The sequence below is a fragment of the Erythrobacter sp. W302b genome (genome assembly GCF_046452395.1).
GTDB lineage: Bacteria > Pseudomonadota > Alphaproteobacteria > Sphingomonadales > Sphingomonadaceae > Erythrobacter.
On record NZ_JBKFDH010000002.1, the window covers coordinates 118,087 to 141,015 of the forward strand.

Genomic DNA, 22,929 nt, shown 5'->3' on the forward strand with positions numbered 1-22,929 from the left:
CATCAAGGTTGCCGAACTGAGCAACATTCGCCAATCCAGCGGGATGAAGTTGCTGCGCAATCCGATCCGACTTGTGCCGAGTCTGTTTCTGCTTGCCATCGCGATCGGAACGCTGCTGCTCAGCCTACCCATTGCGACGGCTGACGGCAGCCGCGCACCGTTCCTGACCGCGCTGTTTACCGCCACATCGGCGGTGGCGGTCACCGGGCTGGTGGTGGTCGATACCGGCAGCTACTGGTCGCCATTCGGCCAGGTGGCCATCCTGTTGATGTTCCAGATCGGCGGGCTGGGGATCATGACGGCGGCGACCTTGTTCGGACTGCTTGCGGGGCGCGGGTTCGGTTTGCACGACCGTATCGCCACCCAGGTGGAGCGGGGGCGACTGGAGCGCGGCGATGCGCTGTCGGTGCTGAAGCTGGTGATTGGCGTGACACTGGCGGTCGAGGCAGTAACGGCGGTTGTCCTTACCATCCGCATGGCCGCTGCCTATGACATGAGCCTTGCAGCAGCCCTGTGGAACGGGATGTTCCACGCCATCAGTGCGTTCAACAATGCCGGATTTTCAACCCATGCTGACAGCGTGATGGGATACCAGACCGATCCGCTTATCCTGATCCCGATCATGGCCGCGATCACTCTTGGCTCGGTCGGCTTCCCAGTGATGCAGGATTTGCGCGACAAACGGTTCGACTGGCGAAGGTGGTCGCTGCATTCCAAGGTCACGGTCTATGGTTCAGCCGCACTGCTGGTGCTGGGGTTCGTCGCGATTCTGGCGATGGAATGGAACAATCATTCCACACTTGGGCCGATGGCTTTCGGCGGCAAGGTGCTTAACGCGGCGTTCCATTCGGTCATGCCGCGCACTGCCGGGTTCAACAGCCTTGATGTCGGTGCGTTTCGGGAATCGACGCTGATGGTCAATTACCTGCTGATGTTCATCGGCGGTGGCAGCGCGGGCACGGCGGGCGGGATCAAGGTGACCACCTTCGTGGTGCTGTTCGCCATCGTGCTGTCCGAAGTGCTGGGCCGCCGCGATGTAGGGCTGTTTGGCCGCCGCTTCGGCCACGAGGTCGAGCGGCAGGCGCTGACCGTCACCGTCATAGCCGCGGCCCTAGTCTTTGCCGCCACCACCTACATCGTCTCGATCACCGCACTGCCGCTGAACGAAGTGCTGTTCGAATGCATTTCAGCCTTTGCCACGGTCGGCATGTCGACCGGCATCACCGCCGATCTGCCGCCCTCGGCGCAGGTCGTGATTGTGCTGCTGATGTTTATCGGACGGGTCGGCACGATTACCTTCGCCACCGCGCTGGCGATTGGCAGCAGCCCGCAGCTTTATCGATATCCCAAGGAGAACCTCATTGTCGGCTGACACGCGCAAACCCGTTCTGGTCGTGGGGCTGGGCCGCTTCGGCGGGGCGGTCGCGCGCCGCCTCGCCAGCATGGGCACCGAGGTGCTGGGGGTCGATATGAGCCCCGATCTGGTGCAGGACCATGCCGAGGCGCTGACCAAGGTGGTCGAAGCGGACTGCACCGATCCCGCCGTGCTGCGCCAATTGGGCGCGGGCGATTTCGCCACGGCGGTAGTCGGCATCGGCAGCGATATCGAGGCGAGTGTCCTGACCGTGCTGGCGCTGGCCGACATGGGCCTCACCAATATCTGGGCCAAGGCCAGCAACGCCAATCATGCACGCATCCTCGAGCGCATCGGGGCGACCCATGTGGTCTTCCCCGAAGAACGCATGGGCGAGCGTGTGGCCCACCTACTCAACGAACGGCTGCTCGACTTCATTGCCTTCGACGATGAATTCGCCATCGCGCGTCTGGCCGCTCCGCAGCCGATCATCGGGCTTCCGCTCGTCACCAGCGCCTGCCGCAAGAAATACGATGTCACCGTGGTGGGCGTGAAAAGGAAGGGCGAGGCTTTCATCCACGCCGTGCCGGACACGATCATCTTCCCGGACGACGAATTGGTGGTGTCAGGCAAGATCAAGGATCTGGAGCGATTTTCGGCGATCTGACCGCCGGTCGCTACCCTGCGACCCTGTATCCCACGCCAGGCTCATTGATGATCAGCTGCGGCTCGCCCGGATTGGACTCCAGCTTGCGGCGCAACGACCGCACCGCCACGCGCAGGTAATTGAGATCATGGCGGTGGGCCGGTCCCCAGACCAGTTCCAGCAGACGCTCGTGCGTCACAACCCGCCCGGTATGATCGGCGAGCGTCCAGAGCAGATCGAATTCGCGCGGGGTAAGGTCGATTTGTGTGTCCCGGACAGTAACCTCGTGCGCATCCCGGTCGATATGTCCGCCGGCGAACTCGCGCCGCGCCGTGGTCGATAGCGGCCCCGCCTTGCGGCGCAGGGCCGAGCGGATACGGGCCAGCAGCTCCTCGCTGTCAAAGGGCTTAGTCACGAAGTCGTCAGCGCCAAGGTCGAGCGCGGCGACCTTCTCCTCGGTCGCGTCGCGGGCGGTGAGGACAATCACAGATAGGCCAAGCGCCGCAAGCTGCGGCACCACCTCCAACCCGTCTCGATCCGGCAAGCCCAGATCGAGCAAGGCGACCAGCGGCGCGGGCACAGCCCCTGCAATGCGCAATGCTTCGGCGGCGGTGGCGGCTTCGACGTGAGCAATACCAGCCCGGTCGAGCGCACCGATCAGTAGCCGCCGGATGGCGGGTTCGTCGTCGATGATCAGCACGTCCTTACGCATCGTCAGCTTCGTCTCGCGGGTTCAAGGCCGGAAGGCTGATCGCAAACTCAGCCCCGCCCTCGGGCCGGTTAATGGCCGATATGGCACCGCCAACAGCTTCGACGAGGTTCTTGGCGATCCACAGTCCCAATCCGGTTCCGCCGACGCGGTCGCTGCCCTCGAGCCGTTCGAAGCGCTCGAACAACCCATCGTGCTGCGCGGGCAGGCCCGGCCCCCGGTCGCACACCCGGCACACCGCCCGGCCTTCGGCATATTCCAGGACGATCTCCACCTCACTGGTCTCGGGCGAAAACTTCAACGCATTATCGACCAGATTTATCAGCGCATGGCGGAGCAGCACCGGATCGCTGGCGATCAGCGGGCCATCATCATCGATGCGGGTCACGACCCTGGCGCCATCGCGGTTCTGCCGCAGATCGCGCAGAACAGCATGGATCACATCGGCAAGATCGATGCTCTCGATGCGGGGCTTGACCCCGCCGTCCTCGATTCGGGAAGCCTCCAGCAAATCACCCAGAAAGCGTTGCAGGCGGCGTGCTTCGCTGCGCGCGATCAGCACTTCTTCGGCAAAGGCGCCCTCTGCCGGGATCGCTTCGGCAGCCGCGATGACCGAGGTGAGCGGGGTGCGCAGGTCGTGGGCGATGCTGCCGAGCAGCGCGCCGCGCAGCCGGTCCCGTTCGCGCAGGGTGCCGACCTGCCGGGCCTCGTCCTCCAGCACCAGACGTTCATGCGCCAGCGCAGTCTGATCGATCAGCGAGGCAAGCAGCGTTGCATCGTCGGCGCGGATGATCCGGCCCTGTTCGGGGCGCGCGACCCCTAGGGCCCCCATGATCCCGAGCGCAGTCTGGAGCGGATGGAACTGCCAGTCGGAGGCATTGAGCGTGCCGGTATCGCGCCCGGTCACCTCGCCGCGCTCCAGCGTCCAGCGCGCTGCCGCCTCATCGACAAGGTCGAGCACGGTGTGGGCCGGATTGCCGCGCACGGTCAGCCGGTCGCCTTCGAGGCTGACGATGATCGCTTGGACAGCCAGCAGCGCGCCGATCTCGCGGCAGGCGACAGCGGCGGTGCTGTCCCGATCTGACAGCCCGCCGAGCAAACCGGCAAATCGCGCGAGCGAGGCGTTCAGCCGGGCGACCCCGGCACTGGTTTCGGCCTGACGACGCACCTTGCCCGCCAGCGCGCCGATCACACCGGCGACCAGCGCCAGCACCGCAAAGGTGATTACATCGGCAGTGTCATTCATCAGCAGCGTGAAGCGCGGCTCGGTGAAGAAGTAATTGTAGGCCAGCGCCGCAAACCCCGCCGCCCACAATCCGGCATAGGTCCGCAGCAGGCTCGCGGCGATGATCACCGGCACCAGCAGCAGCATGTCGATGGCCCCGCGGGGCAGCCAGCCTTGCGCTGCAAACACCGGGCCGACCGTTGCCGCGACAATCGCCAATGCCGACAGGGGCGCGCGCCACGGATGATAATCACTCGCTCGTGCCGGGCGCTCATCGGCCTCCTCCAGCGGCACCACCTGCACCGCGATCCCCCGCGCTTTACGGATCATGTCCTGAGCAATGGAACCGTGCCGCCATTCGAACCAGCGGCTGCGGCGGCTCTTGCCGATCACGATCTGGCTGGCCCGAAGCTCGCGCGCCTGATCGACCAGGGCCTGCGCTACGTCGGTTGCCGCCACTGTCATCAGCGCCGCACCCAATGACGATGCCAGCGCCAGGTTCTCGGCGAGCTGCTCGCGTTGTGTCCCTGCGACCCCGCGCGCACCGCCGCTCTCGACCACCACTGCCGTCCATGGAGCATAGGCAAGATCGGCGAGGCGTTTGGCGTGGCGGATTACCTGCGCGCCGCCCTTGCCCGGGCTGACTGCCACCAGAATACGCTCGCCGACAGCATAGTCGCCGTCGTCGCCGGCGAGCGCGAGCTGATCGGTAAGCCGCCGGTCCACCGAGCCCGCTGCATAGCGTAGTGCCAACTCACGTAAGGCACCTAGCTTCGAAGGCGTGAAGAAGTTCGTGAGCGCCTGCCCAGCGGTGTCGGCGAGATAGACCTTACCCGCGCGCAACCGCTCAATCAGCGCCTCGGGCGGAAGATCGACGACAATAATCTCAGCGGAATCAAGAATGCTATCGGGCACTGTCTCGCGCACCCGAACATGGGTGAACCCGGCAACGAGATCGTTGAGGCTTTCGATGTGCTGAATGTTGAGCGTGGTGGCGACATCGATCCCCGATACCAGCAATTCGGCGACATCCTGCCAGCGTTTCGGATGGCGGCTGCCGGGCGCGTTAGTGTGGGCGAGTTCGTCGACGAGGATCAGGCCGGGGCGGCGTTCCAGCGCGGCGTCGATGTCGAATTCATCGAGCGCATGGCCCTGATAGGCAATGGCCCGGCGCGGAAGCACTTCGAAGGGTTCGAGCTGCACCGCAGTATCGCTGCGCCCGTGCGTCTCGGCAACGCCGACCAGCACATCGAGACCCTCCGCCTGCCTGCGCGCGGCCTCCTGCAACATTCGGTAGGTCTTGCCGACGCCTGGTGCCGCGCCAAGATAGACCGTGAGCCGCCCGCGCGCCTCGCGCTGTGCAAGGCGCAGGAATCGCTCGGCATCATTGGCGGGGCGCGGCTCGTCCATCTCTCTCGCCTACTGCGCCAGTTGGTCGAGCGCCAGATTGAGTTCGAGGACGTTGACGATCCGCTCGGGCGCGAAGGGGCCAGCGGCGCTGACAGCTTTGGCTTCGATCAGACGCTTGACCTCGGAAGCGGCCATTCCGCGTGCGGCGGCAACCCGGTCAGCCTGATAGAGCGTGCCCGCCAGACTGATATGTGGGTCAAGCCCGCCACCCGAGGCTGCGACCAGATCAGCAGGGATCGGGTTACCCGCCGTCGCACCGTAGCGGGCGACGATCTCTTTTGCCCGCTCCGTCAGCTCCGGGCTGGTCGACGACTTGTTGCTGCCGCCCGCACCCATGCCGTTGTAATCCACGGCCGAGGGACGCGGCCAGAAATATCGGGGGCTTGTGAAGTCCTGCGCGATCAACTGGCTGCCGACTGGCCGGCCATTGGCTGAGATGATCGAGCCATTCGCCTGAAACGGCGCGATGGCTTGCGCAAAGCCCAGCACCAGCGCGGTGTAGCCGACGACGCAGACGAGAAAGGTTACCAGCCACAGGCGGAGCGAAGGGAGAAGATATTGCATCGGTCAGTGCTCCTTAGCGCATTAGCGTGACATGCTCGGCAATCGGGCCAAGCGCGGCGGCGGGGAAGAAGGTGAGCGCGCCAAAGATCAGGATGACGATGAACAGCATCACCCCGAAGGTCGGCCCCTCGACGCTTAGAGTGCCAGCGCTCTCGGCGCTGCGGCGCTTGGCCATCAGCGATCCGGCGATGGCTAGTGGCACGATGATCGGCAGGAAGCGCCCGATCAGCATGACGAGACCAGTGGCGATGTTCCAGGCAGGGGTGTTGTCGCCCAGTCCTTCAAACCCTGAGCCATTGTTCGCGGCGGCCGAGCTGAACTCGTAGAGGATTTCAGAAAAGCCATGCGCGCCGATGTTGTTCAGCGTGTCGAGGCCCCACGGTGTCGCAGCAAACAGCGCGGTGCCGCCAAGGATTAGCAGCGGATGTGCGATCAGCGCGAGCACCACGAGCCGCATCTCGCGGCCTTCGATGCGGTGGCCCAAGTATTCGGGCGTGCGCCCCACCATCATCCCCGCCACGAACACGGCGAGTGCGATGTAGAGGAACATGTTGATCATGCCGACGCCGACGCCGCCGAAGGTCTCGTTGAGCCACATCCCGGCCATCGGTACCAGGCCGGTCAGCGGATTGAGGCTGTCGTGCATCGCGCCGACCGATCCGTTGCTGGTTGCGGTGGTAAGCACCGCCCACAGCGGGCCGGTGGTAGCGCCGAGGCGGAGCTCCTTGCCTTCGAGGTTGCCGACGTCCTGCTGCACCGGGAGATCGGCGAAGGCTTGGGTCGGCGCGGTTTCGAAGGTCACGGCGGCGGTCAGCTTGATCGCCAGCAGCGCGGCCATCACCCCGAAGATAACGGCTGCGTGCTTGGGGCGGCCGATGATGCGCCCGAACATCCACACGCAGGCCATCGGGATCAGAATGATCGCGACCATTTCCAGCGCGTTCGACCAGAAGGTGGGGTTTTCGAGCGGGTGAGTGGAGTTCGGACCGAAGAACCCGCCGCCATTGGTGCCCAATTGCTTGATCGCGACAAAAGCTGCCGCAGGCCCGCGCGCGATGGTCTGGGCTGCGCCCTCCAGCGTCGTCACCGAGGCCGCGCCCTCCAGCGTCATCGGCACGCCCGCCAGCGCGATGGTGCTCGCCAGCAGCATCGCGAGCGGCAGCAGCACGCAGAAACTCGCGCGTTGCACATCGAGGACGAAGTTGCCCATGCTGGCCTGCCCCCCGATCCCCCGCGCGAGCGCCGCCAAGGCGGCAATCCCGGTCGCCGCCGACACGAATTGCAGCCACATTAGCCCGCCAAGCTGGGCAAGATAGCTCCAGGTGCTCTCACCCGAATAGTGCTGAAGGTTAGTGTTGGTGGTGAAGCTGGCGGCAGTGTTGAACACGAGGTCGAGGCTGGCCGCGCCCTGTCCGTCAGGATTGAAGGGCAGCAGATGCTGGGTCGCCAACAGTCCGAAAACGAAGGTGAACATCACCACGTTGAAGGCGATGAGCGCGAGCGAATACTGCTTCCAGTCCTGCTCGCCCCCGCCACCGGTGGCTGCCGCGAACAGCCGGTCGGCGCGCTTAAACCGGCCCGAAAAAAGCGCCGCCATGTATCGGCCCAGCGGCCAGGACAGCAGCACAGTGCCGCCGACGATGAGAACAATGGTGAGGATGCTTGCAAGCATGTCAGGTTCCTTTGCGGCTCAGGCGAGGCCGAGGCCGGCGACAGCGAGGTCGATGAGCTTGATGCCGACGAACGGCGCAATCACCCCGCCGCCACCATAGATCGCCAGGTTGCGCAGCAACTGGCTGGCTGCTGGCATGGGGCGATAAGCCACGCCCTTCAGAGCGAGCGGCACCAGCAGGGGAATGATGATCGCGTTGAAGATGATCGCGGACAAGATCGCGCTGTTGGGACTTGCCAGCCCCATCACGTTGAGCGCGCCAAGGCCCGGATAGAGCACCACGAAGATCGCGGGCAGAATCGCGAAATACTTCGCGACATCGTTGGCGATCGAGAAGGTGGTGAGCGCGCCGCGGGTCATCAGCAATTGCTTGCCGATGCCGACCACCTCGATCAGCTTGGTCGGATCGCTGTCGAGATCGACCATGTTGCCTGCCTCGCGCGCGGCTTGCGTGCCGGTGTTCATGGCGACGCCGACATCGGACTGGGCGAGCGCAGGCGCATCATTGGTGCCATCGCCGCACATGGCGACCAGCTTGCCCTCGGCCTGTTCCTTGCGGATGTAGGCGAGCTTGTCTTCGGGGGTGGCCTCGGCGAGGAAATCATCGACCCCTGCCTCGGCGGCAATGGCGGCTGCGGTAAGGGGATTGTCGCCGGTGATCATCACCGTGCGGATGCCCATGCGCCGAAGCTCGACAAAGCGTTCGCGGATGCCCGCCTTGACGATGTCCTTGAGGTGGACGGCGCCGAGCAGCCGTCCGTTCTCAGTCACCGCCAGCGGCGTGCCCCCGGCCTGCGCGATCTTGTCGGTGATGCGGCGCAGCTCCACGACGGCGGGTTCGGGAAAGCTCGCGAGCCTCAGAACGGCATCGACCGCACCTTTGCGGATGCTGCGACCCTGCTGGTCGATGCCGCTGACCCGGGTCTGGGCGGTGAAGCCCACCACCTCCGCGTCGGGCGCAAGCGGTTCGCCTTGGCCTGCCAGAACCACGATGGAGCGACCCTCGGGCGTCTCGTCGGCCAGGCTGGCGAGACGGGCGGCGGAAATCAGGTCTGCCTGCGCCACCCCGGTCAACGCGACGAACTCGCTCGCCTGCCGGTCGCCGATCGTGATCGTGCCGGTCTTGTCAAGCAGCAGCGTTCCGATATCGCCCGCTGCCTCCACCGCGCGGCCCGATTTAGCTAGCACATTGAAGCGAATGAGCCGGTCCATGCCTGCGATGCCGATGGCGGACAGCAGCCCGGAAATCGTGGTCGGGATCAGCGCCACAAACAGCGCGATCAGCACCGGGATGGGAATGCTGCCCCCAGCAAAGGCGGCAAATGCAGGCAGCGTCCCGACCGCGATCAGGAACACCAGCGTCAGGCCCGTCAGCAGGATGGTGAGCGCAATTTCATTGGGCGTCTTCTGGCGGCTCGCGCCCTCGACCAGCGCAATCATCCGATCGAGAAAACCGCTGCCCGGTTCCGCCGTCACCTTCACCCGGATTTCGTCGGACAGCACCGTGGTCCCCGCCGTGACGGCGGAGCGATCTCCGCCCGCCTCGCGGATGACCGGGGCGCTCTCACCGGTGATGGCGGCCTCGTTGACCGATGCGACACCGGCGACGACCTCCCCATCGGCGGGAATTTGTTGGCCTGCGACCACCAGCACTACATCGCCGCGCTTCAGCTGCGTGGCAGGCACCTGGTCCAGCAACCCGTCCCGCCCGATCCGGCAGGCAGTCAGCTGATCCTTGGTCGCCCTGAGGCTCGCCGCCTGCGCCTTGCCGCGACCTTCTGCAAGCGCCTCGGCGAAGTTCCCGAACAGCACCGTGACCCACAGCCAGAACACGAGCTGGCCTTCGAACAGTGCGTCGCCGGTGCCTATCGATAGGTGGTAGAACAGGATCAGCGTTGCCGCCGCTGCGACAACCGCCGTGGTGAACATCACCGGATTGCGCATTAGCGTGCGCGGATCGAGTTTGACGAAAGCATCGCGCGCGGCAGGAGCGAGCAGCGCGCGGTCGAACATGCCAGCGGCAGCCATCAGAACCGCTCCGGTCGAAGCAGCACGATGCCGAGGTAAACAAGCAGGCCCAACGCCACCAGCGCCGCCAGCAGAAGGTCGAAGGTCATGAAGGCTCCTTTCGCATTCGCAAAAGGGCCAATGGGGCAAGGCTGCGTGAAATCTCGCCGGGGGAAACGGCTCTCGTGCATTAAATCTGCGTGAAATCGGGCTACCTGGGTGGCCGTGGGAGGAGCCTTTTCACGCAGATTTCACGCATTGGCGCGGCATTCCGCATGGCGATTTAAGGCGCGGCAGGACGATGAATGCAGCCATCGAGCGGCGCGCAGGCCGCAATGAGGAGCTTCCACAATGCGTTTCCGGTTTTCCCCTGCCGCCGCGGCCTGCGCTGTGATGTTTGCTGCTGCACCTCTGTCCGCTCAAGATGCCCTTGCCGGACCGATTGCGGAACCTGCGCCGATCTGCACGGATCGCCCTACTAAGGGCACCGCGACCTGCACCGTCCCCAAGGGGATGATCCAGGTGGAAAGCGATGCAATTTTCTGGACTCGGTCGGAGACGGGCGGGCAGCGCAGCGATGTGCTGCTCTACACCAATCCGACCGTGAAATTCGGCCTGACCGATAGCAGCGACATCCAATTCAACCTCGCCCCGCAGGTCGAAGTACGCAGCCGCGTTGCCGGGCAGACCGTCACCCAGCGCGGGGTGGGCGATCTGACGGTGCGCTTCAAGCAGCGCCTGACCGATCCCAGCGACCGCGTTCAAATTGCCGTAGTCCCCTTCGTCAAAGTCCCGACCGCGGAGCGCGGGATCGGCAATGGCGAATGGGAGGGCGGCCTCGTGACTTCCTTTCAGGTTCCCGTAGGCGCTGCGACGCTGACGCTGGTGCCGCAATTTGCGTTGCTCGCCGACAGTCTGGAGCCCGACAATCGCCACATCGAGTTTCAGGGTCTGGTCAACCTCGCCTATCCGCTGGCCCCGCGCACTACGATGGCGCTCGAACTGTGGACCGCGCAGAACTGGGATCCGTCAGGGACGGTGCGGCAATACTCAGCTGATGCGGCAATCAGCCATCTGTTGAACAACAATCTTTAGATCGACGTCGGTGGAAACTTGGGCCTCAATCAGGCGTCGCCGGACTTGCAGGTCTATGCAGGCATCTCGGCGCGGTTCTGACGCATTCCGTTGGAAGAATCGGTCAGCACCACGATGGTCGGATTGGGGTCGATTTCTGAATGTCATCTGCCCACGAGAAACGCGCAGAAGCTGACTGGCAGGTTCCCCCACCATAGGCCGAACGATTGGAAGCTGCCTTCGTTGAGAAGGATCTGCCATTCAGGTCACAGCCCCAATTCAGTCGCTCATAACGAGTTTGGCCTAACCAAACGGGCACGGAACTGATCAATCGCTTGCCCGCCTGAATAAGCACCAGCTAAATTTCTGCGCAGCGCCCCACGGGGTGAGGTGTTCCTCGCGCCAGTCGTCGAGCATCGTGAACTCGCTCCCGAGTGCAGCTGCAAGGCTTGCAGCATCATGGCGCTGCACCGACAGACCACTGCATTTTTCTGGCCCATCGGGCGCGAAAGTGGCGATGATGACAAGTGCACCGAGGGCGGTTCCAGCTCGCAGCGCGCGACGATAGGCGGCCCGTTGCTCCGGCTCGGTCAGGAAATGGAAGACGGCCCGGTCATGCCATACCCCGTAGCGGCGCGGCGGGTTCCAGCGGGTTATGTCGGCGACCTCCCAGTGGACGCCCGCTGCCGCCTCTCCTAGTCGGGCCTATGCCGCCGCCAGCGCAGGGGCAGCAATATCGACCACCGTCACATCGCTCCACCCGTCTGCCAGCAAGGCATCGACGAGATTGGAGGCGCCCCCTCCGATGTCGACGAAATGATCTGTGTGGGGCACATCAAAGCGTGCAAGCGCGGCGAGCGAAGGGCGCGGTTCGCTCTGGAACCAGCTGACCTCGCTGGGTGCCTTGTCGGAATAGACCCGATACCAGTGCTGCTGGGGTTCTTCTGTCATCGTGCGACCTCCTTCATGAGCAATCGATAGACAACTGCGCTTGCGGCAGCGGCCGCCAGCAGGCCCAGCAAAACCGAGGCGACCATCTGGCTTGTCCAGTGCCCGCCGAGCACCACCCGGGCCGCTGCTCCGGCGAGGGTCAGAGCGAGCGCAAGAGCGCGTAGCACGATGGCCGACCTGCCCGTCGCTGCCGCAAAGACAACCACACCGAAGATGCTGCCATAGACCAGTCCGAAGGTGGAGGGCAGCCCGCTGGAACTGCTGGCACTGGCAACCGCGACCAGATCCGGGGACGGTCGCGGCGCAAAGATAACAGCGCGCAAGCCCTTGTCGATCAGCCAGGCGAGGGCGAAGGCGAGCGGTACAGAAAGCGCTGAGCGCCAGCCAGCAGCAAGCCATGCCAGCCCGGCCCCCACCCCCATAGTTGCAATCACCATTGGTGGCTTGGCCGTGTCGGTCAGCCATCCAGCCCAGCGCGGCGCATCGCCAAACAGCGATTGCAATGTGCGCGTGGCCCCGTCATCGCCCAGCAATGGTCCCTGAACTGCGAGACTTGCGCCGCCGATCGCGAGGGCTAACACGGTAATGATCAAGAGGCGATTTGCGGAACGATCCTTCACGCTTTTGCCTCCCGATAACGTGCGTCCACCACTTCCCAATCGAGATTGGCCATGAAGGCATCGACATATTTCGCTGCGGCCGCGCCGTAATCCATGTGGAAGCTGTGTTCATACATATCGAGCGCGATCAGCGGCGCGCCGGTGGCTGCACCATGCATGTGATCGAAGGCCCAGTAATTGTGTAGCGACCGGGTGTTGCGGTTGTAGCTGAGGATGCACCAGCCCGATCCGCCCGCGAGCGACATTGCGGTGCGGCGGAATTCGGCTGCCCACGCATCAAAGCTCCCGAACCAGTCATCGAGCGCCTCGTAAATCGAGCCGCCCGGTTTGCCGTTGCCACCAAGTGCATCGAAGTAATATTCGTGCAGCACCACCGATCCAGTGCGGTGCAGTTCCTCGCGCTTCAGCCCCGCATAGGCGACCGGGGTAAAGTCGGGATCGGCCATGGCGGCGGCGAGGCGGGTCTCGATGGTGTTGAGCCCGCGCACCGAGCCCTGATAATTGTTTTCCCAGTGCGAGGTGATCAGCCGTTCGGAGAGGCCGGTGAGCTTAGCCGGGTTGAACCGCAGCGGCTTCGGTGTGTGCTTGCCGGCAAAGGCACCGGCGCGGGAAGCGGATGCGGCAGGGCCTTGCGCCGAGGCTGCGCTTGCCGTTCCTGCCAGTGCGATGCCCGTGGCCGATAGCGCTGCCGTGCCAATGGCTTGCCTGCGCGTGATGATGCTCATGTCGCCCTCCTCAGATTGCCAAGACCAGAACCATGCCGCCCAGCGCGGCGGCCATCAGAACCCGCAGCACGGACCATTTGAGCCCGAACACCAGCACGCAGGCAATCGCCGCCAGCACGCCTGCGCGCCACTCGAAGCTCGTCGGGTCCGGCCAATATAACCGCAGCGGGCCGAAATGGCGCTGGCCCACCTCAGCAAACAGCACATGCAGCGCAAACCATGCGGTGAGGTTGGCGATGACGCCGACAACCGCCGCCGTCACTGCTGCGAGCCCACCCTTCAGGCGCACGGCATTACCAAGCCGGTCGATCCACGGCGCAAGCGCGAAGATCCACAGGAAGCACGGCGCAAAGGTCACCCATGTCGTCAGGCCCGCGCCCAGCAATCCGGCGACAAACGGCGAGAATGGCTCCGGCGCGCGGAAGGCAGCGAGGTAGCCGACAAATTGCGTCACCAGGATCAGCGGCCCCGGCGTGGTTTCCGCAAGGCCCAGCCCATCGGCCATTTCGCCGGGTTGAAGCCAGCCAAAGCCCTGCACCGCTTCCTGCGCCATGTAGGCCAGCACCGCGTAAGCACCGCCGAAGGTAACGATGGCGAGCTGCGAGAAGAACTCGCCGATCTGCCACAGCACGTGATCCTGCCCCAGCGTCAGCGCAATCAGCAACATCGGCGCGGCCCAGACTGCTCCCCACAGAGCGATCGACAGGATCGTGGTGCGCCATGGCTGTTCGGACAGGACTTCGTAAGCCTTGCCGGGCTTCAGCCCCAGCAGGTCAGGCCGCTTGGCAGCCACCGCCATGCCGATTACCCCGGAGCCGAGCACGATCAGTGGAAACGGCAAGTCGAAAAGGAACAGTCCGCTGAACGCCGCCACCGCCAGCACGCGCTTCAATGCGGTATCAAGCGCACGCCCCGCAATCCGAAACAAGGCCTGCACCACGATCGCCAGCACCGCTGCCTTGACGCCCAGAAACAGCGCCTCGACCCATGCGAGATTGGCGGCGATGGCATAGAGCACCGACAGGGCCAGAATGATGAGCGCTCCGGGAATGACAAACAGCAACCCCGCTGCCAGCCCGCCACGCCAACCATGCAGCCGCCACCCGATCCATGTGGCGAGCTGCTGCGCTTCCGGGCCGGGCAGCAGGTGGCAGAAATTGAGCGCGTGGAGGAAATCCTCCTCGGCAATCCATTTTCGCTCTTCCACCAATTCCCGGTGCATCAGCGCGATCTGCCCTGCAGGCCCGCCAAAGCTAAGCAGCCCGATGCGCGTGAACGCCCGCAGCAGATCGACAAAAGCGATGGGACGGGTGAGAGCCGATGACGCCAAGATGACCTCGCACAAAAGGCCTCGCCAACAACGGCAAGGCTACGAGGCAACGCTTGGGCTTTTCTCGGCCTGAACGGGAGGTTGCTTCGACCCGTCGTAAAGAGTTTAAAATGCAGAGCACGTCTCTGCAAGGTCGAAACGAAAATTCAGCTGCCCACCCACTTGTTGCAAGTTCGATTACCGTCGAACATCGACAAGCGCAGTCACCGGCGGCCCGATTCCTGCTATGCAGGCTCGCGCACGCGCTCGATAGAAATCGTCTCCGATCCGCCTTTGACTTGCGCAAGATCATAGGCGGACTGCATCCGCAGCATGGTGGCGGCAGAAACACCAAATGCCTTCTCAAATCGGATCGCCATCTCTGGGGTCAGCGCAGCCCTGCCATTCAGCAAGCGGCTCAACGCAGGCCGCGTAACCTTGAGATGATCTGCGGTGCTCGACACATTCATGTTGTAAGGCTTCACGATCTCTTCGAGCAACCAAGGGCCCGGGTGGATCGCGAAGCTGTCATGGAGCTTGATAGCCATCAGTGATAGTCCTCCAGGTCAAGATCAGCGACGGTGAGTTCGTCGATCATTGTGAATGTCAGCCGCCAGTTTCGGGTTACCGTCATGGCAAAGTATCCCTCCCTGTCGCCAGTGAGGGGATGAAACCCAAAATTCGGCGGCACCGCCAGCTCATCCAGGCTCTCTGCCGAGGCAATGAACGCCAACATGCGACGGAGCCGGTCAGCTTCCATCAGGCCGGTTGGCTTTCCGGTTTCAGCAAACCTGCGAAGCGCCTTGTGGCGGATGCTTCCGATTTCCATGGAGGTGTAATCCCATAAGTTACACAAAGAGTCAACAGGAGTGTAACCCCTGAAGCTACACCTCGGTCATTGGGGCGGCAGCTTGCAAAATATGCAGATCACACGTGAAGCAGATCGCTGATCACCGAGGAAGCGGTCGCTGTTGGAATAAATAGCCGCGTTCGGAACGCGATTATCTCCGTGAAGCAGCCGATGCTCTTGAGCCAAGGTATCTGCTCGGCGGGCACCCCTACGATTTCATAGCGCTGCTCCCCTGCCACACGCGAGCATTTGATGGTCGCCTCGAACGGCTGCTTGATAGGGACTGTCCGGCCTTCGCCGAGCGCCCTGATGATCGTATCCGGGGTTAGTTCTACGGTGGAGGCAATATCGAATTTCTCGAGCAGCTTCGCCACGTCGAGTTCGTGGACCATGCGGCCGAGCCAGCTTCTGCCTTCCTCGTCCACGATGCGCCGGACCTCCAGATAGTCGATAGGCAGGCTCGACCAGATCGGGAGGAGAAGTCCGGTCGCAAGGTACACGGTCTCTGTCGTTAGCCGTTCGGCAAGCTCCGCAACCTCGCTTTGCCACAGCTTCTCGAAGGTACGGCGGGGGGCTTCCTCCCAGGCCGATTCCGCAAGGTCATCGAAGTGGTGGTATTCACGACGGAGCGGACGGTGCAGGATAACTCGCCTGATTAGCTCGCCTTGTTCGGTCATGAAGTGCCGCGAAGGTTCGGCCAGGGCCGCTTTCCCGCTCTTGGTATTTTGGAGCAGAATGCAGCCGTCGGCGTAGTCGCGGCGCTGAAGGACACGCTCAAGGGAGATCGGCCGTGCTCTGGTCTTGAGAGCCAACTGCAGCAAATGCGACGTAGCGCCGGTTCGCCCGTCGGTCCGCAGGACCATGTCTTCGACAACCTCGGCCTGTTCAACCCGAAGGGTTTCGACGCCAACATCGAGCGATCCGGCCTCGCGCGCAGCCGACACCCGCGCTTCGACCAGCCCCAGAAATTCTTCGAAGATCGCATTCTGCATTCCGATCGGCAGCGCGAGGATGCGGTTGAGCCAGCGCTGGATCGGCGGAAGGTCCTCTTCGAGAATGCCGTCTTCCGAGACAATCTTGAGCCCGCTACGTCGCTGGAAATCGGTTAGCGTTGCGCTCTTGAGCTTGCCCTCCGCCAGCAAGGCAAACCAGGTCGAGAGAGCCGCCTTGGCGTATTCGCTTTCGAGATTGTCGGCAGGGTCAAAGAGGTTCTGGCCTCCCGTCTGGCGTTGGCCCCGTGTCAACGCCCCAAGGCTGTCGAGCCTACGTGCAATGGTGCTGGTGAACCGCAATTCCCCCTTGCAGTTCGTGGTGACAGGCCGGAATAGCGGCGTGTTCGCCTGATGTGTCCGGTGCGTTCGGCCCAGCCCCTGGATGGCGCGGTCGGCTCGCCACCCCGGCTCAAGCAGGAAATGGATGCGCCGCTTCTGGCAAGCTACGTCAAGGCTGGCGTGATAGGACCGCCCTGTGCCGCCCGCGTCGCTGAAGACAAGGATCGGCTTCCTGCCATCCATGAACTGGTCTGTCTCGGACTGGTTCGTCCGCGGCGAGCGGGTCTCGAGACGCTGCTGGCCGTCGCTCTGGTTTATGAGCCGCTTGCTGCGCCCGGTCACCTCGGCGACCTTCTCCGGTCCATAGTGCTCGATGATCCCGTCCAGGGCAGGCTTGATCGGCGGCATTGCGCACAAGTGCTCGATCATATCGCCGCGGCGGGCGATCGCAGTCTGATTGTGGACTGGACGGCCTTCCTCGTCGAACATCGGTGCAGAGCGCTGAGTGCCGGTATCATCGACGAACACCTGCATCTGTTGCGTGGGGAAGGCGCGCTCGAGGTACTCGATCACGGCGTCGAGCGGGCTGAGGTCGAGGTCGAGCTCCGCGCGCTCTTCTGGCGAGAGGCTGTCGAGACGGCGATCGAGGATGCTCTCGGCGGTCGAAACCAGTTGGACGACAACCACCTCATCGCGGTCCAGATGGAGATTGATGGCAGCAATAAGTGTGGGCAGCTTCATCGACAGCAGCAGCTGGTTAAAGAACCGCTGCTTGGTGCTTTCAAACCGGCTTCGCGCTGCGGCTTTCGCACCGCTGTTGAGCGTTGCGCCATCGATTTCGTCGACGACGCCGGTCAGAGCCAGCGCCTCCTCAAGGTTCTGATGGATGATCGCCCAAGCATCGGCATAAGTGTCGTAAACGGCGATCTGTTCGGCGGTCAGATCATGCTTCAGAATCTCGTATTCGACGCCTGCAAAGCTGAGTGCGCGCGCCTGATAGAGGCCCAGTGCCTTGAGGTCCCGCGACACGAGTTCCATCGCGGCGATGCCCCCTGCCCTGATCTGGCTTATGAAATCTTCCCTGTTGGCAAACGCGGTGCCAGGTCCCCACAGACCAAGCCGCACAGCATAGGCAAGGTTGTTGACCTCCGACGCTCCGGTCGCAGAGGCGTAAAGAACCCGGGCATCGGGCAGATTGTTCTGCAGCAGCACGCCGGCGATGCCCTGCAGCGATCCGCTTTTCGTGCCGCGGGCGCCCTCGCCTCCTGCAACACCGCCCATCTCGTGGCTCTCATCGAAGGCGATGACACCGTCGAAATCCTTGCCCGCCCAATTGAGCAGCTGCTTCAGGCGGGTGGCGTCCTGACGCTGGCTGCGAAGGGTCGGGTAGGTGACGAACAGGATCCCTTCGCGAAACGGAATCGCCTGATCGATCCTCCAGTTGGAAAGCGGCTGAACGTCGGCCGCAAGGCCGCCGATGGCGCTCCAGTCGCGGCGCGCATCCTCAAGCAAGCTCTCGTTCTTCGAGACCCAGATAGCCTTGCGGCGTCCAGCAAGCCAGCCATCAAGGATGCAAGCGGCGATCTGTCTGCCCTTCCCTGCCCCCGTGCCATCGCCGAGGAAATAGCCTTTGCGGTAGGCGCGCCCTTGCTCGTCGAGTTGCAGGCCAACGCCTTCCTCAGCCGGAACGAACAGGCCAGGCAGATACTGATGCCACGCGTTCCCGGCATAGATGACAGTTTCGATCTGGGCCTCGGAGAGCAGGCTTTCCTGAAGGACCCGGTCCTGCAGCGCCGGGACGTAATCCGGGATAGGTGCCGGGATCGAGCCCATGGCCACGCTTTCGACGAGCGGCGTCGGATGCTCGCGTGCGCCAACAATGTCGACCCGGCTTGGCCGGTACGGGATGTAGACTCCGCTTTGCTCACCGAGCACGCGCGGCTTGTCCAGGGTACTGAACGCCAGTGCTTTGATCTTGGGGGCTTGGGCTGCCCTCGCCTTGACGGGCTTTGCGTTCGGCGTCGCCCGCATGGCTTTGAAGAGCGCACTCGGCTTTGCTTTCGGTGGGATCGCGCGTGACGCGCATTCGGGCTGGGCTGTCACGCGTTTGATGATTGGAACCGCAGACGCGACGTCTGCAACTGTCTCCCGCGCCAAAACTGCAGGTCTGATCTGCCCCGGGATCTTGTCGATCACGTACAAGCGCACGGCCACGCTGGTGCCCTGCTTGTGATAGCATTTATCGAGCCGGATGGATGTGCGGACCGTGCAAGCGGCAAAGGTGTCTTCGTAGATTTTCGCGAGCTTTGCGCTCGTCGTGAACCAGTCCGGCATGATCGCGACGATACGACCCCCCTTCCCTAGCCGCATGATGGCAGCGCGCAGATGACGCACAGCTGCGAACTCGTCTGCCCCTCGTCCCATTGAACGGGAAAACGGCGGGTTCATCAGGATCAGGCTGGGCCGTACAGTCGCGTCGAGATGGGAGGCCAGCATGGCTCCATCGATCCCTGTGATGTTGGCATCGGGAAACAACAGAGCCAGCTTCTCACGCCTGCGCGGGTCGATTTCGTTGAGATGCAATGCGCTGACATCGGGCAAAGTTGCCACGAGAGCGCCATGTCCGGCGCTCGGTTCAAGAACGATATCAGTTGCGAGTGGCTGCGCCAAAATCACGGCTAGGCTTGCTAGGTCTGCCGGCGTCGAGAATTGCTGGTACCTGATCTGGTCTTCACTTCTGACCGTATGTGTCGGCAGTGCCTCGATAAGCGCACTGGTCTCCGAAATCTGGGTCAGCATCTGAGGTTTGCTCAGCAGTCCGGCCATGTGGCGCGTCAATGCCGCCTCGAGCAGGTCAAAAGCGTCCCTCTGGCTCCAGGCACCGTTGGCGGAGCCCTCCCCGTAGAGCTGGCGCATTGCCTCAAACAGGCGTGGCTTGTTCGCCAGTCCGGTGGCGATGGCGTGCTGGATTTCGGTGATTGCGGCGTCCAGCTTATGACTGGATTGTTGAAAAAGGTCGGTCACGGTCTGCTCCTGATGCTGAACCGCATCAGGTCATCCCCCTCCCCCCTTTGGCGAAGCTGCCTCGTTTCAGGGAGAAGATCTCAGTTAGAAGAACGCCTACTTATCGACTGAAGTTATCCGACTGCTCGGTAGCGAACACCAATTCGCTTGATTGCGCTTTCGCGTCGTGTTCGGATCTGCTGTGCGATTACGTCAGCCGTTGCTCGGTCCGGATAGCTCGTGGTGACCGCCCTGCCCTTTGACCCTATCCGTCCCCATCGCCGCTCAATGGTTATCCAGCCAAACAGATCTGTTTCGATCCAGAGGTCGTAAGCGCGCGCAACATTGCGTGAGGGGTCGATAGCTTGCCAATGCCACGACTGGCTGAACGGTGTTTCCATGATGGTAGCGTGGCAGAGACATGGGTGAGCGGTCCAACCGGAAATCTGAATCACAGTCCCGTCAGTGATTCAGTGAAGCGATTGGAGGCTGTGACCTGGCTCCACACTTTCAAAAACATCATCAAAAAACGCCGCTGCTTGCAGCGGAAGGATTTCTGATTCTAGAGATTCAGATTCAGGGCTGAATTCTAATGTAAGTTCAATGGCCTATGACAATGTTCCTGACCCGGCGGGGGTGTTTGCCTGACCCTATGGGGGCTGTCACCTGACCGAGTGGGGGCTTCCCCCTGACCTTCTGGGGCATTCCTGACCAATTGGGGGAAGCGCCAATGTCTGATCTGCGAGGTCCCTTTCGAGAGGATCGCGCTGCCAGTTCTCGCAAAAACTGAAACCTAGCCTGCATCTCCTTACAAGCTTTGACGACTCGCGGGAAATCCGACGATTCCGCCAGTCCATCACGGCCGTCTAATCCTGACCTTTTGGGGGCTGCGTTCAGGGTTCGATCCTGACCTGACTTGACGCGAGAGGTCAGGTCAGGCAGCAATCAGCTCTTCAAAGAATCAAGCTCTGATCGCACTATGGCATGGAAACGGATGACAGCCCAATAGCTGAGGCTCTCGAAGAGAAGCCTGAAGAGGTAACACCGGGCCGTGCGATGCGCGTTGCTGCTGCATTGAAGGCAAAAGGCGGGGACGAGTTCGCCAAGCCGGGCAACATCATCGAGATCAAGTTCGTCAAAGGTGAGTCGCTGAGTCTGACAGCATCCCGGCTCCTTGCCCTCATGATTCTGACTGCCGGTGGTGATGCGTGGGAGGACCGGCCTCACCGCATTCGCAAGGCCGATATCCGTCGCGGCCATAAAGGCAACGAGCGGATCAGCGACATGCTTCAGGAACTTCACCGGACTCTCTTTGCCGTTGATGACAAATCCTGGCGTGGAAAGAAGGCCACCCTCCTGTTCTCCCTGATCTCCCGGTCCAAAGAGGAGACCGACGAGGATGGCGGTGAGACGGGTTGGATCGAATGGGAGTTCACGCCTGATGCGCGCAAACTGATCCAGGCGTCTGAGACCTATGCGGTGCTTAATCGGCAAGCGGTCCTGGGCTTCCGCTCGAATTATGCCCTGAAGCTTTACGAGCTAGGAGCGCTTCGCCTTCACCGACGGCAGGCAACCTGGAGAGGAGATATGCAAGCGCTGCGGGCGGCGCTTGGCATTCCGCCTGACGTTTACACCGACTTTGCTCAACTTCGGCGCAAGGTGTTGGAGAAGGCAAAGTCCGAGATTGACCAGTTGGCGCACTTTCGCGTCGAATGGCGTGAGATCCGACAAGGGCGAACGGTCACCGAGCTTGAGTTCCGATTTGAGCCGAAAGGGGCGCCTGAAGTCCTCGAAACGGTAGATGAACTGGATAGGCACTCCGCGGGACGCCAAGCAAGGCGTGCTGGTTCCGTCGAAACTGTGACAGCGGGGCAGGGGGCAATCGCCGCACCAACCACCGCCGCGCCTGTCGCCAAGCAGCTAGAATCAACTTTCCCCTCGTCAGGTTCGATCCGCTTCGGACACGCCGATCTGCTTGAAGTCGCCCGAAAGCACGGCGGCGGATGGGATGTCGATCTTATCGCGAGCGGGTTCCGCGAACATATGGGCAATCGGTTGGACAAGCTACGTGGCGCCAAGTTGCTCGCTGCCTGGAAGGGCTTTTGTGAGGGGTGGGTAAACCGGCGGGGGCGGCCCTGAGCCGCCTAAATTGCACGCGTGCAATTCTCCTTGCCCCCACCGAGTCAGGATGGCGCGCATCCATCCTAAAATCGGCCTGACAAGGCGTCGCGACTTTCGAAATTTGTGATTTTCTTGACCGAAAAGCGCAAGTGGGTGTAGCACACTCCGAATTGCGAAAGGACGACATGTGTCTAACGGACTTCAGATCGAAGAGGCCGAGCGTTTGGTCTCGGTCGCAACGCTGGCCAGTCGAACATCTTCAGTGCTCGAAAAGCTGCGCGACTCCGCACGAAGCGCTCGGGCAGATGCGCGTCGGGAGCCTACCTTTACGATCGGGAAGGCAGCCGAGCTCGTCGGGCGGACACCGGCGGCCATTCGGGACGCCGAGAAAGATGGAAGGCTGCCCGAGCCAGCGAGGACAGATAGCAATCGGCGTGAGAGATACACTCTTGCCCAGCTTAACGATATGCGCGGCGTGTTCGGCACGAGGCCGTATCGTGCCCCGAGCGATCCATGTTGCGTGGTTGCGGTTCAGAATTTCAAAGGCGGTGTCGGCAAATCGACGCTCTCCGTACATCTAGCGCAGTACCTCGCGATCAAGGGCTATCGTGTTGCGTTGATCGACTGCGACAGCCAGGCGTCTGCGACGACGCTGTTCGGCTATGTGCCAGACCTCGATTTGACAGAGGACGATACGCTCTACCCGTTCCTTCGTGAGGGTGAGCGGTCATCGCTCGACTACGCCCTCCGCAAGACCCATTTCGACGGCCTTGAATTGATCCCTGCCAATCTTCGCCTGTTCAATTCCGAGTATGAATTGGCCGCCAGAATGGCGCAAGGGAACGGTGCCTTGCTCGACCGCCTCAAGGAAGGGATTGAGAGCATCTCGGACCGGTTCGATGTGGTAGTCATGGACCCGCCGCCGGCGCTCGGAGCCATATCTCTTTCCGTGCTGCGGGCAGCGAATGCGTTGGTGGTTCCGGTTCCCCCAACCGTGATGGACTTCTCGTCGACCGCGGCTTTCCTATCCATGCTTGATGAAACAATTGAGCAGCTCGCCGACCGGGGTCTCGCGCCAGAACTGACGTTTTTACGCTTCGTCGCCTCCAAGGTCGATGAGAACAAGTCCATGCAGAAAGAGCTTCTGCAGCTGATGCGGACCCTGTTTGGCCACGCCATGGTTCGCACGCCGCTAAAGGATTCTGCCGAGATCGATAATGCGACTGCGCGGTTGATGACCGTCTATGAACTGGACGGACCGGCTACGAGCTCGGCGGTGCGCAATCGCTGCTTGAACTATCTTGATGGCGTGAACTCCGAGATCGAAGTCGACATTCGTTCGATGTGGCCAAGCCATCAGAAGCGCCTCCGCCAGGAGGCCTTGGTATGAGCTGCTGGAAAAATTGCACGCGTGCAAT

At 62.6% G+C, this 22,929-nt stretch carries 20 protein-coding genes; 6 read left to right on the plus strand and 14 right to left on the minus strand.

The genetic code is table 11. The features are described 5' to 3' along the window. Nucleotides 1–43: 43 nt before the first annotated feature. Nucleotides 44–1,372, plus strand: coding sequence for a TrkH family potassium uptake protein (locus ACLBKT_RS15150; protein ID WP_410183815.1), 1,329 nt, complete (start codon nucleotides 44–46; stop codon nucleotides 1,370–1,372). Further along, a complete protein-coding gene (locus tag ACLBKT_RS15155; protein WP_410183816.1) occupies nucleotides 1,362–2,021 on the plus strand; it encodes a potassium channel family protein in 660 nt (219 codons plus the stop codon). The genes ACLBKT_RS15150 and ACLBKT_RS15155 overlap by 11 nt, the downstream gene beginning before the upstream one ends. 10 nt (nucleotides 2,022–2,031) lie before the next feature. Here the strand turns inward: ACLBKT_RS15155 and ACLBKT_RS15160 are convergent, their stop codons facing one another. The 6 genes from ACLBKT_RS15160 to ACLBKT_RS15185 are packed head-to-tail and all read right to left on the minus strand — an operon-like array spanning nucleotide 2,032 to nucleotide 9,697. Next, complete coding sequence (locus ACLBKT_RS15160; RefSeq protein WP_410183817.1) at nucleotides 2,032–2,712, minus strand: response regulator transcription factor; 681 nt, start codon at nucleotides 2,710–2,712, stop codon at nucleotides 2,032–2,034. Next, nucleotides 2,705–5,344 carry an ATP-binding protein gene (locus ACLBKT_RS15165; RefSeq protein WP_410183818.1) on the minus strand — a complete coding sequence of 880 codons (2,640 nt, stop codon included), beginning with the start codon at nucleotides 5,342–5,344 and terminating at the stop codon, nucleotides 2,705–2,707. The genes ACLBKT_RS15160 and ACLBKT_RS15165 overlap by 8 nt, the downstream gene beginning before the upstream one ends. 9 nt (nucleotides 5,345–5,353) lie before the next feature. Beyond that, nucleotides 5,354–5,908 carry a potassium-transporting ATPase subunit KdpC gene (kdpC, locus tag ACLBKT_RS15170; protein ID WP_410183819.1) on the minus strand — a complete coding sequence of 185 codons (555 nt, stop codon included), beginning with the start codon at nucleotides 5,906–5,908 and terminating at the stop codon, nucleotides 5,354–5,356. A gap of 13 nt (nucleotides 5,909–5,921) precedes the next feature. After that, nucleotides 5,922–7,580: a potassium-transporting ATPase subunit KdpA gene (gene kdpA / locus ACLBKT_RS15175; protein WP_410183820.1), complete on the minus strand. Its 1,659-nt coding sequence runs from the start codon at nucleotides 7,578–7,580 to the stop codon at nucleotides 5,922–5,924. Nucleotides 7,581–7,598: 18 nt separating this feature from the next. Next, entirely contained in the window at nucleotides 7,599–9,608 is a 2,010-nt protein-coding gene (gene kdpB, locus ACLBKT_RS15180) for a potassium-transporting ATPase subunit KdpB (protein WP_410183821.1), read from the minus strand. Next, nucleotides 9,608–9,697 carry a potassium-transporting ATPase subunit F gene (locus ACLBKT_RS15185; protein WP_267619191.1) on the minus strand — a complete coding sequence of 30 codons (90 nt, stop codon included), beginning with the start codon at nucleotides 9,695–9,697 and terminating at the stop codon, nucleotides 9,608–9,610. The genes kdpB and ACLBKT_RS15185 overlap by 1 nt, the downstream gene beginning before the upstream one ends. A gap of 241 nt (nucleotides 9,698–9,938) precedes the next feature. On the opposite strand from ACLBKT_RS15185, the gene ACLBKT_RS15190 reads away from it, so the two are divergent. Continuing rightward, nucleotides 9,939–10,682, plus strand: a complete 744-nt coding sequence (locus ACLBKT_RS15190; RefSeq protein WP_410183822.1) for a transporter — start codon at nucleotides 9,939–9,941, stop codon at nucleotides 10,680–10,682. Nucleotides 10,683–11,120: 438 nt separating this feature from the next. Beyond that, nucleotides 11,121–11,360: a hypothetical protein gene (locus tag ACLBKT_RS15195; protein WP_410183823.1), complete on the plus strand. Its 240-nt coding sequence runs from the start codon at nucleotides 11,121–11,123 to the stop codon at nucleotides 11,358–11,360. Between the two features lie 6 nt (nucleotides 11,361–11,366). Here ACLBKT_RS15195 and ACLBKT_RS15200 read toward each other — a convergent pair whose 3' ends face one another. From ACLBKT_RS15200 to ACLBKT_RS15235, 8 genes are all read right to left on the minus strand, one after another. Then, nucleotides 11,367–11,612 carry a hypothetical protein gene (locus tag ACLBKT_RS15200; RefSeq protein ID WP_410183824.1) on the minus strand — a complete coding sequence of 82 codons (246 nt, stop codon included), beginning with the start codon at nucleotides 11,610–11,612 and terminating at the stop codon, nucleotides 11,367–11,369. Continuing rightward, nucleotides 11,609–12,232, minus strand: a complete 624-nt coding sequence (locus ACLBKT_RS15205; RefSeq protein ID WP_410183825.1) for a phosphatase PAP2 family protein — start codon at nucleotides 12,230–12,232, stop codon at nucleotides 11,609–11,611. The genes ACLBKT_RS15200 and ACLBKT_RS15205 overlap by 4 nt, the downstream gene beginning before the upstream one ends. Next, nucleotides 12,229–12,957 carry a superoxide dismutase gene (locus ACLBKT_RS15210; RefSeq protein WP_410183826.1) on the minus strand — a complete coding sequence of 243 codons (729 nt, stop codon included), beginning with the start codon at nucleotides 12,955–12,957 and terminating at the stop codon, nucleotides 12,229–12,231. Before ACLBKT_RS15210 ends, ACLBKT_RS15205 begins: the two co-directional genes overlap by 4 nt. Before the next feature lie 10 nt (nucleotides 12,958–12,967). Next, the gene (chrA, locus tag ACLBKT_RS15215; protein ID WP_410183827.1) at nucleotides 12,968–14,287 is read right to left on the minus strand and encodes a chromate efflux transporter; all 1,320 of its coding nucleotides are present in this window, start codon (nucleotides 14,285–14,287) and stop codon (nucleotides 12,968–12,970) included. A 224-nt stretch (nucleotides 14,288–14,511) separates the two neighbouring features. Then, on the minus strand, nucleotides 14,512–14,814 hold the full coding sequence (locus ACLBKT_RS15220; protein ID WP_410183828.1) for a HigA family addiction module antitoxin: 303 nt from the start codon (nucleotides 14,812–14,814) through the stop codon (nucleotides 14,512–14,514). Further along, complete coding sequence (locus ACLBKT_RS15225) at nucleotides 14,814–15,095, minus strand: type II toxin-antitoxin system RelE/ParE family toxin (protein ID WP_410183829.1); 282 nt, start codon at nucleotides 15,093–15,095, stop codon at nucleotides 14,814–14,816. Before ACLBKT_RS15225 ends, ACLBKT_RS15220 begins: the two co-directional genes overlap by 1 nt. A 98-nt stretch (nucleotides 15,096–15,193) precedes the next feature. Further along, a complete protein-coding gene (locus ACLBKT_RS15230) occupies nucleotides 15,194–19,411 on the minus strand; it encodes a strawberry notch-like NTP hydrolase domain-containing protein (protein ID WP_410183830.1) in 4,218 nt (1,405 codons plus the stop codon). Nucleotides 19,412–19,524: 113 nt separating this feature from the next. Continuing rightward, nucleotides 19,525–19,791, minus strand: coding sequence for a WGR domain-containing protein (locus ACLBKT_RS15235; protein ID WP_410183831.1), 267 nt, complete (start codon nucleotides 19,789–19,791; stop codon nucleotides 19,525–19,527). Between the two features lie 655 nt (nucleotides 19,792–20,446). Between ACLBKT_RS15235 and ACLBKT_RS15240 the strand changes: the two genes are divergently transcribed. Continuing rightward, on the plus strand, nucleotides 20,447–21,529 hold the full coding sequence (locus ACLBKT_RS15240) for a replication initiation protein (RefSeq protein ID WP_410183851.1): 1,083 nt from the start codon (nucleotides 20,447–20,449) through the stop codon (nucleotides 21,527–21,529). A gap of 169 nt (nucleotides 21,530–21,698) precedes the next feature. After that, nucleotides 21,699–22,901, plus strand: a complete 1,203-nt coding sequence (locus ACLBKT_RS15245; protein ID WP_410183832.1) for an AAA family ATPase — start codon at nucleotides 21,699–21,701, stop codon at nucleotides 22,899–22,901. The last annotated feature ends 28 nt before the right edge of the window (nucleotides 22,902–22,929 follow it).

Bases quoted from the DNA above. Each gene is read 5' to 3' on its own strand.
- kdpA (WP_410183820.1), bottom strand. From the start codon at position 7,580: ATGCTTGCAAGCATCCTCACCATTGTTCTCATCGTCGGCGGCACTGTG.
- ACLBKT_RS15240 (WP_410183851.1), top strand. From the start codon at position 20,447: ATGCGCGTTGCTGCTGCATTGAAGGCAAAAGGCGGGGACGAGTTCGCC.
- ACLBKT_RS15225 (WP_410183829.1), bottom strand. From the start codon at position 15,095: ATGGAAATCGGAAGCATCCGCCACAAGGCGCTTCGCAGGTTTGCTGAA.
- kdpC (WP_410183819.1), bottom strand. From the start codon at position 5,908: ATGCAATATCTTCTCCCTTCGCTCCGCCTGTGGCTGGTAACCTTTCTC.
- ACLBKT_RS15195 (WP_410183823.1), top strand. From the start codon at position 11,121: ATGGCGCTGCACCGACAGACCACTGCATTTTTCTGGCCCATCGGGCGC.
- ACLBKT_RS15160 (WP_410183817.1), bottom strand. From the start codon at position 2,712: ATGCGTAAGGACGTGCTGATCATCGACGACGAACCCGCCATCCGGCGG.
- kdpB (WP_410183821.1), bottom strand. From the start codon at position 9,608: ATGGCTGCCGCTGGCATGTTCGACCGCGCGCTGCTCGCTCCTGCCGCG.
- ACLBKT_RS15220 (WP_410183828.1), bottom strand. From the start codon at position 14,814: ATGGCTATCAAGCTCCATGACAGCTTCGCGATCCACCCGGGCCCTTGG.
- ACLBKT_RS15185 (WP_267619191.1), bottom strand. From the start codon at position 9,697: ATGACCTTCGACCTTCTGCTGGCGGCGCTGGTGGCGTTGGGCCTGCTT.
- ACLBKT_RS15150 (WP_410183815.1), top strand. From the start codon at position 44: ATGAAGTTGCTGCGCAATCCGATCCGACTTGTGCCGAGTCTGTTTCTG.
- ACLBKT_RS15235 (WP_410183831.1), bottom strand. From the start codon at position 19,791: ATGGAAACACCGTTCAGCCAGTCGTGGCATTGGCAAGCTATCGACCCC.
- ACLBKT_RS15210 (WP_410183826.1), bottom strand. From the start codon at position 12,957: ATGAGCATCATCACGCGCAGGCAAGCCATTGGCACGGCAGCGCTATCG.
- ACLBKT_RS15190 (WP_410183822.1), top strand. From the start codon at position 9,939: ATGCGTTTCCGGTTTTCCCCTGCCGCCGCGGCCTGCGCTGTGATGTTT.
- ACLBKT_RS15200 (WP_410183824.1), bottom strand. From the start codon at position 11,612: ATGACAGAAGAACCCCAGCAGCACTGGTATCGGGTCTATTCCGACAAG.
- ACLBKT_RS15165 (WP_410183818.1), bottom strand. From the start codon at position 5,344: ATGGACGAGCCGCGCCCCGCCAATGATGCCGAGCGATTCCTGCGCCTT.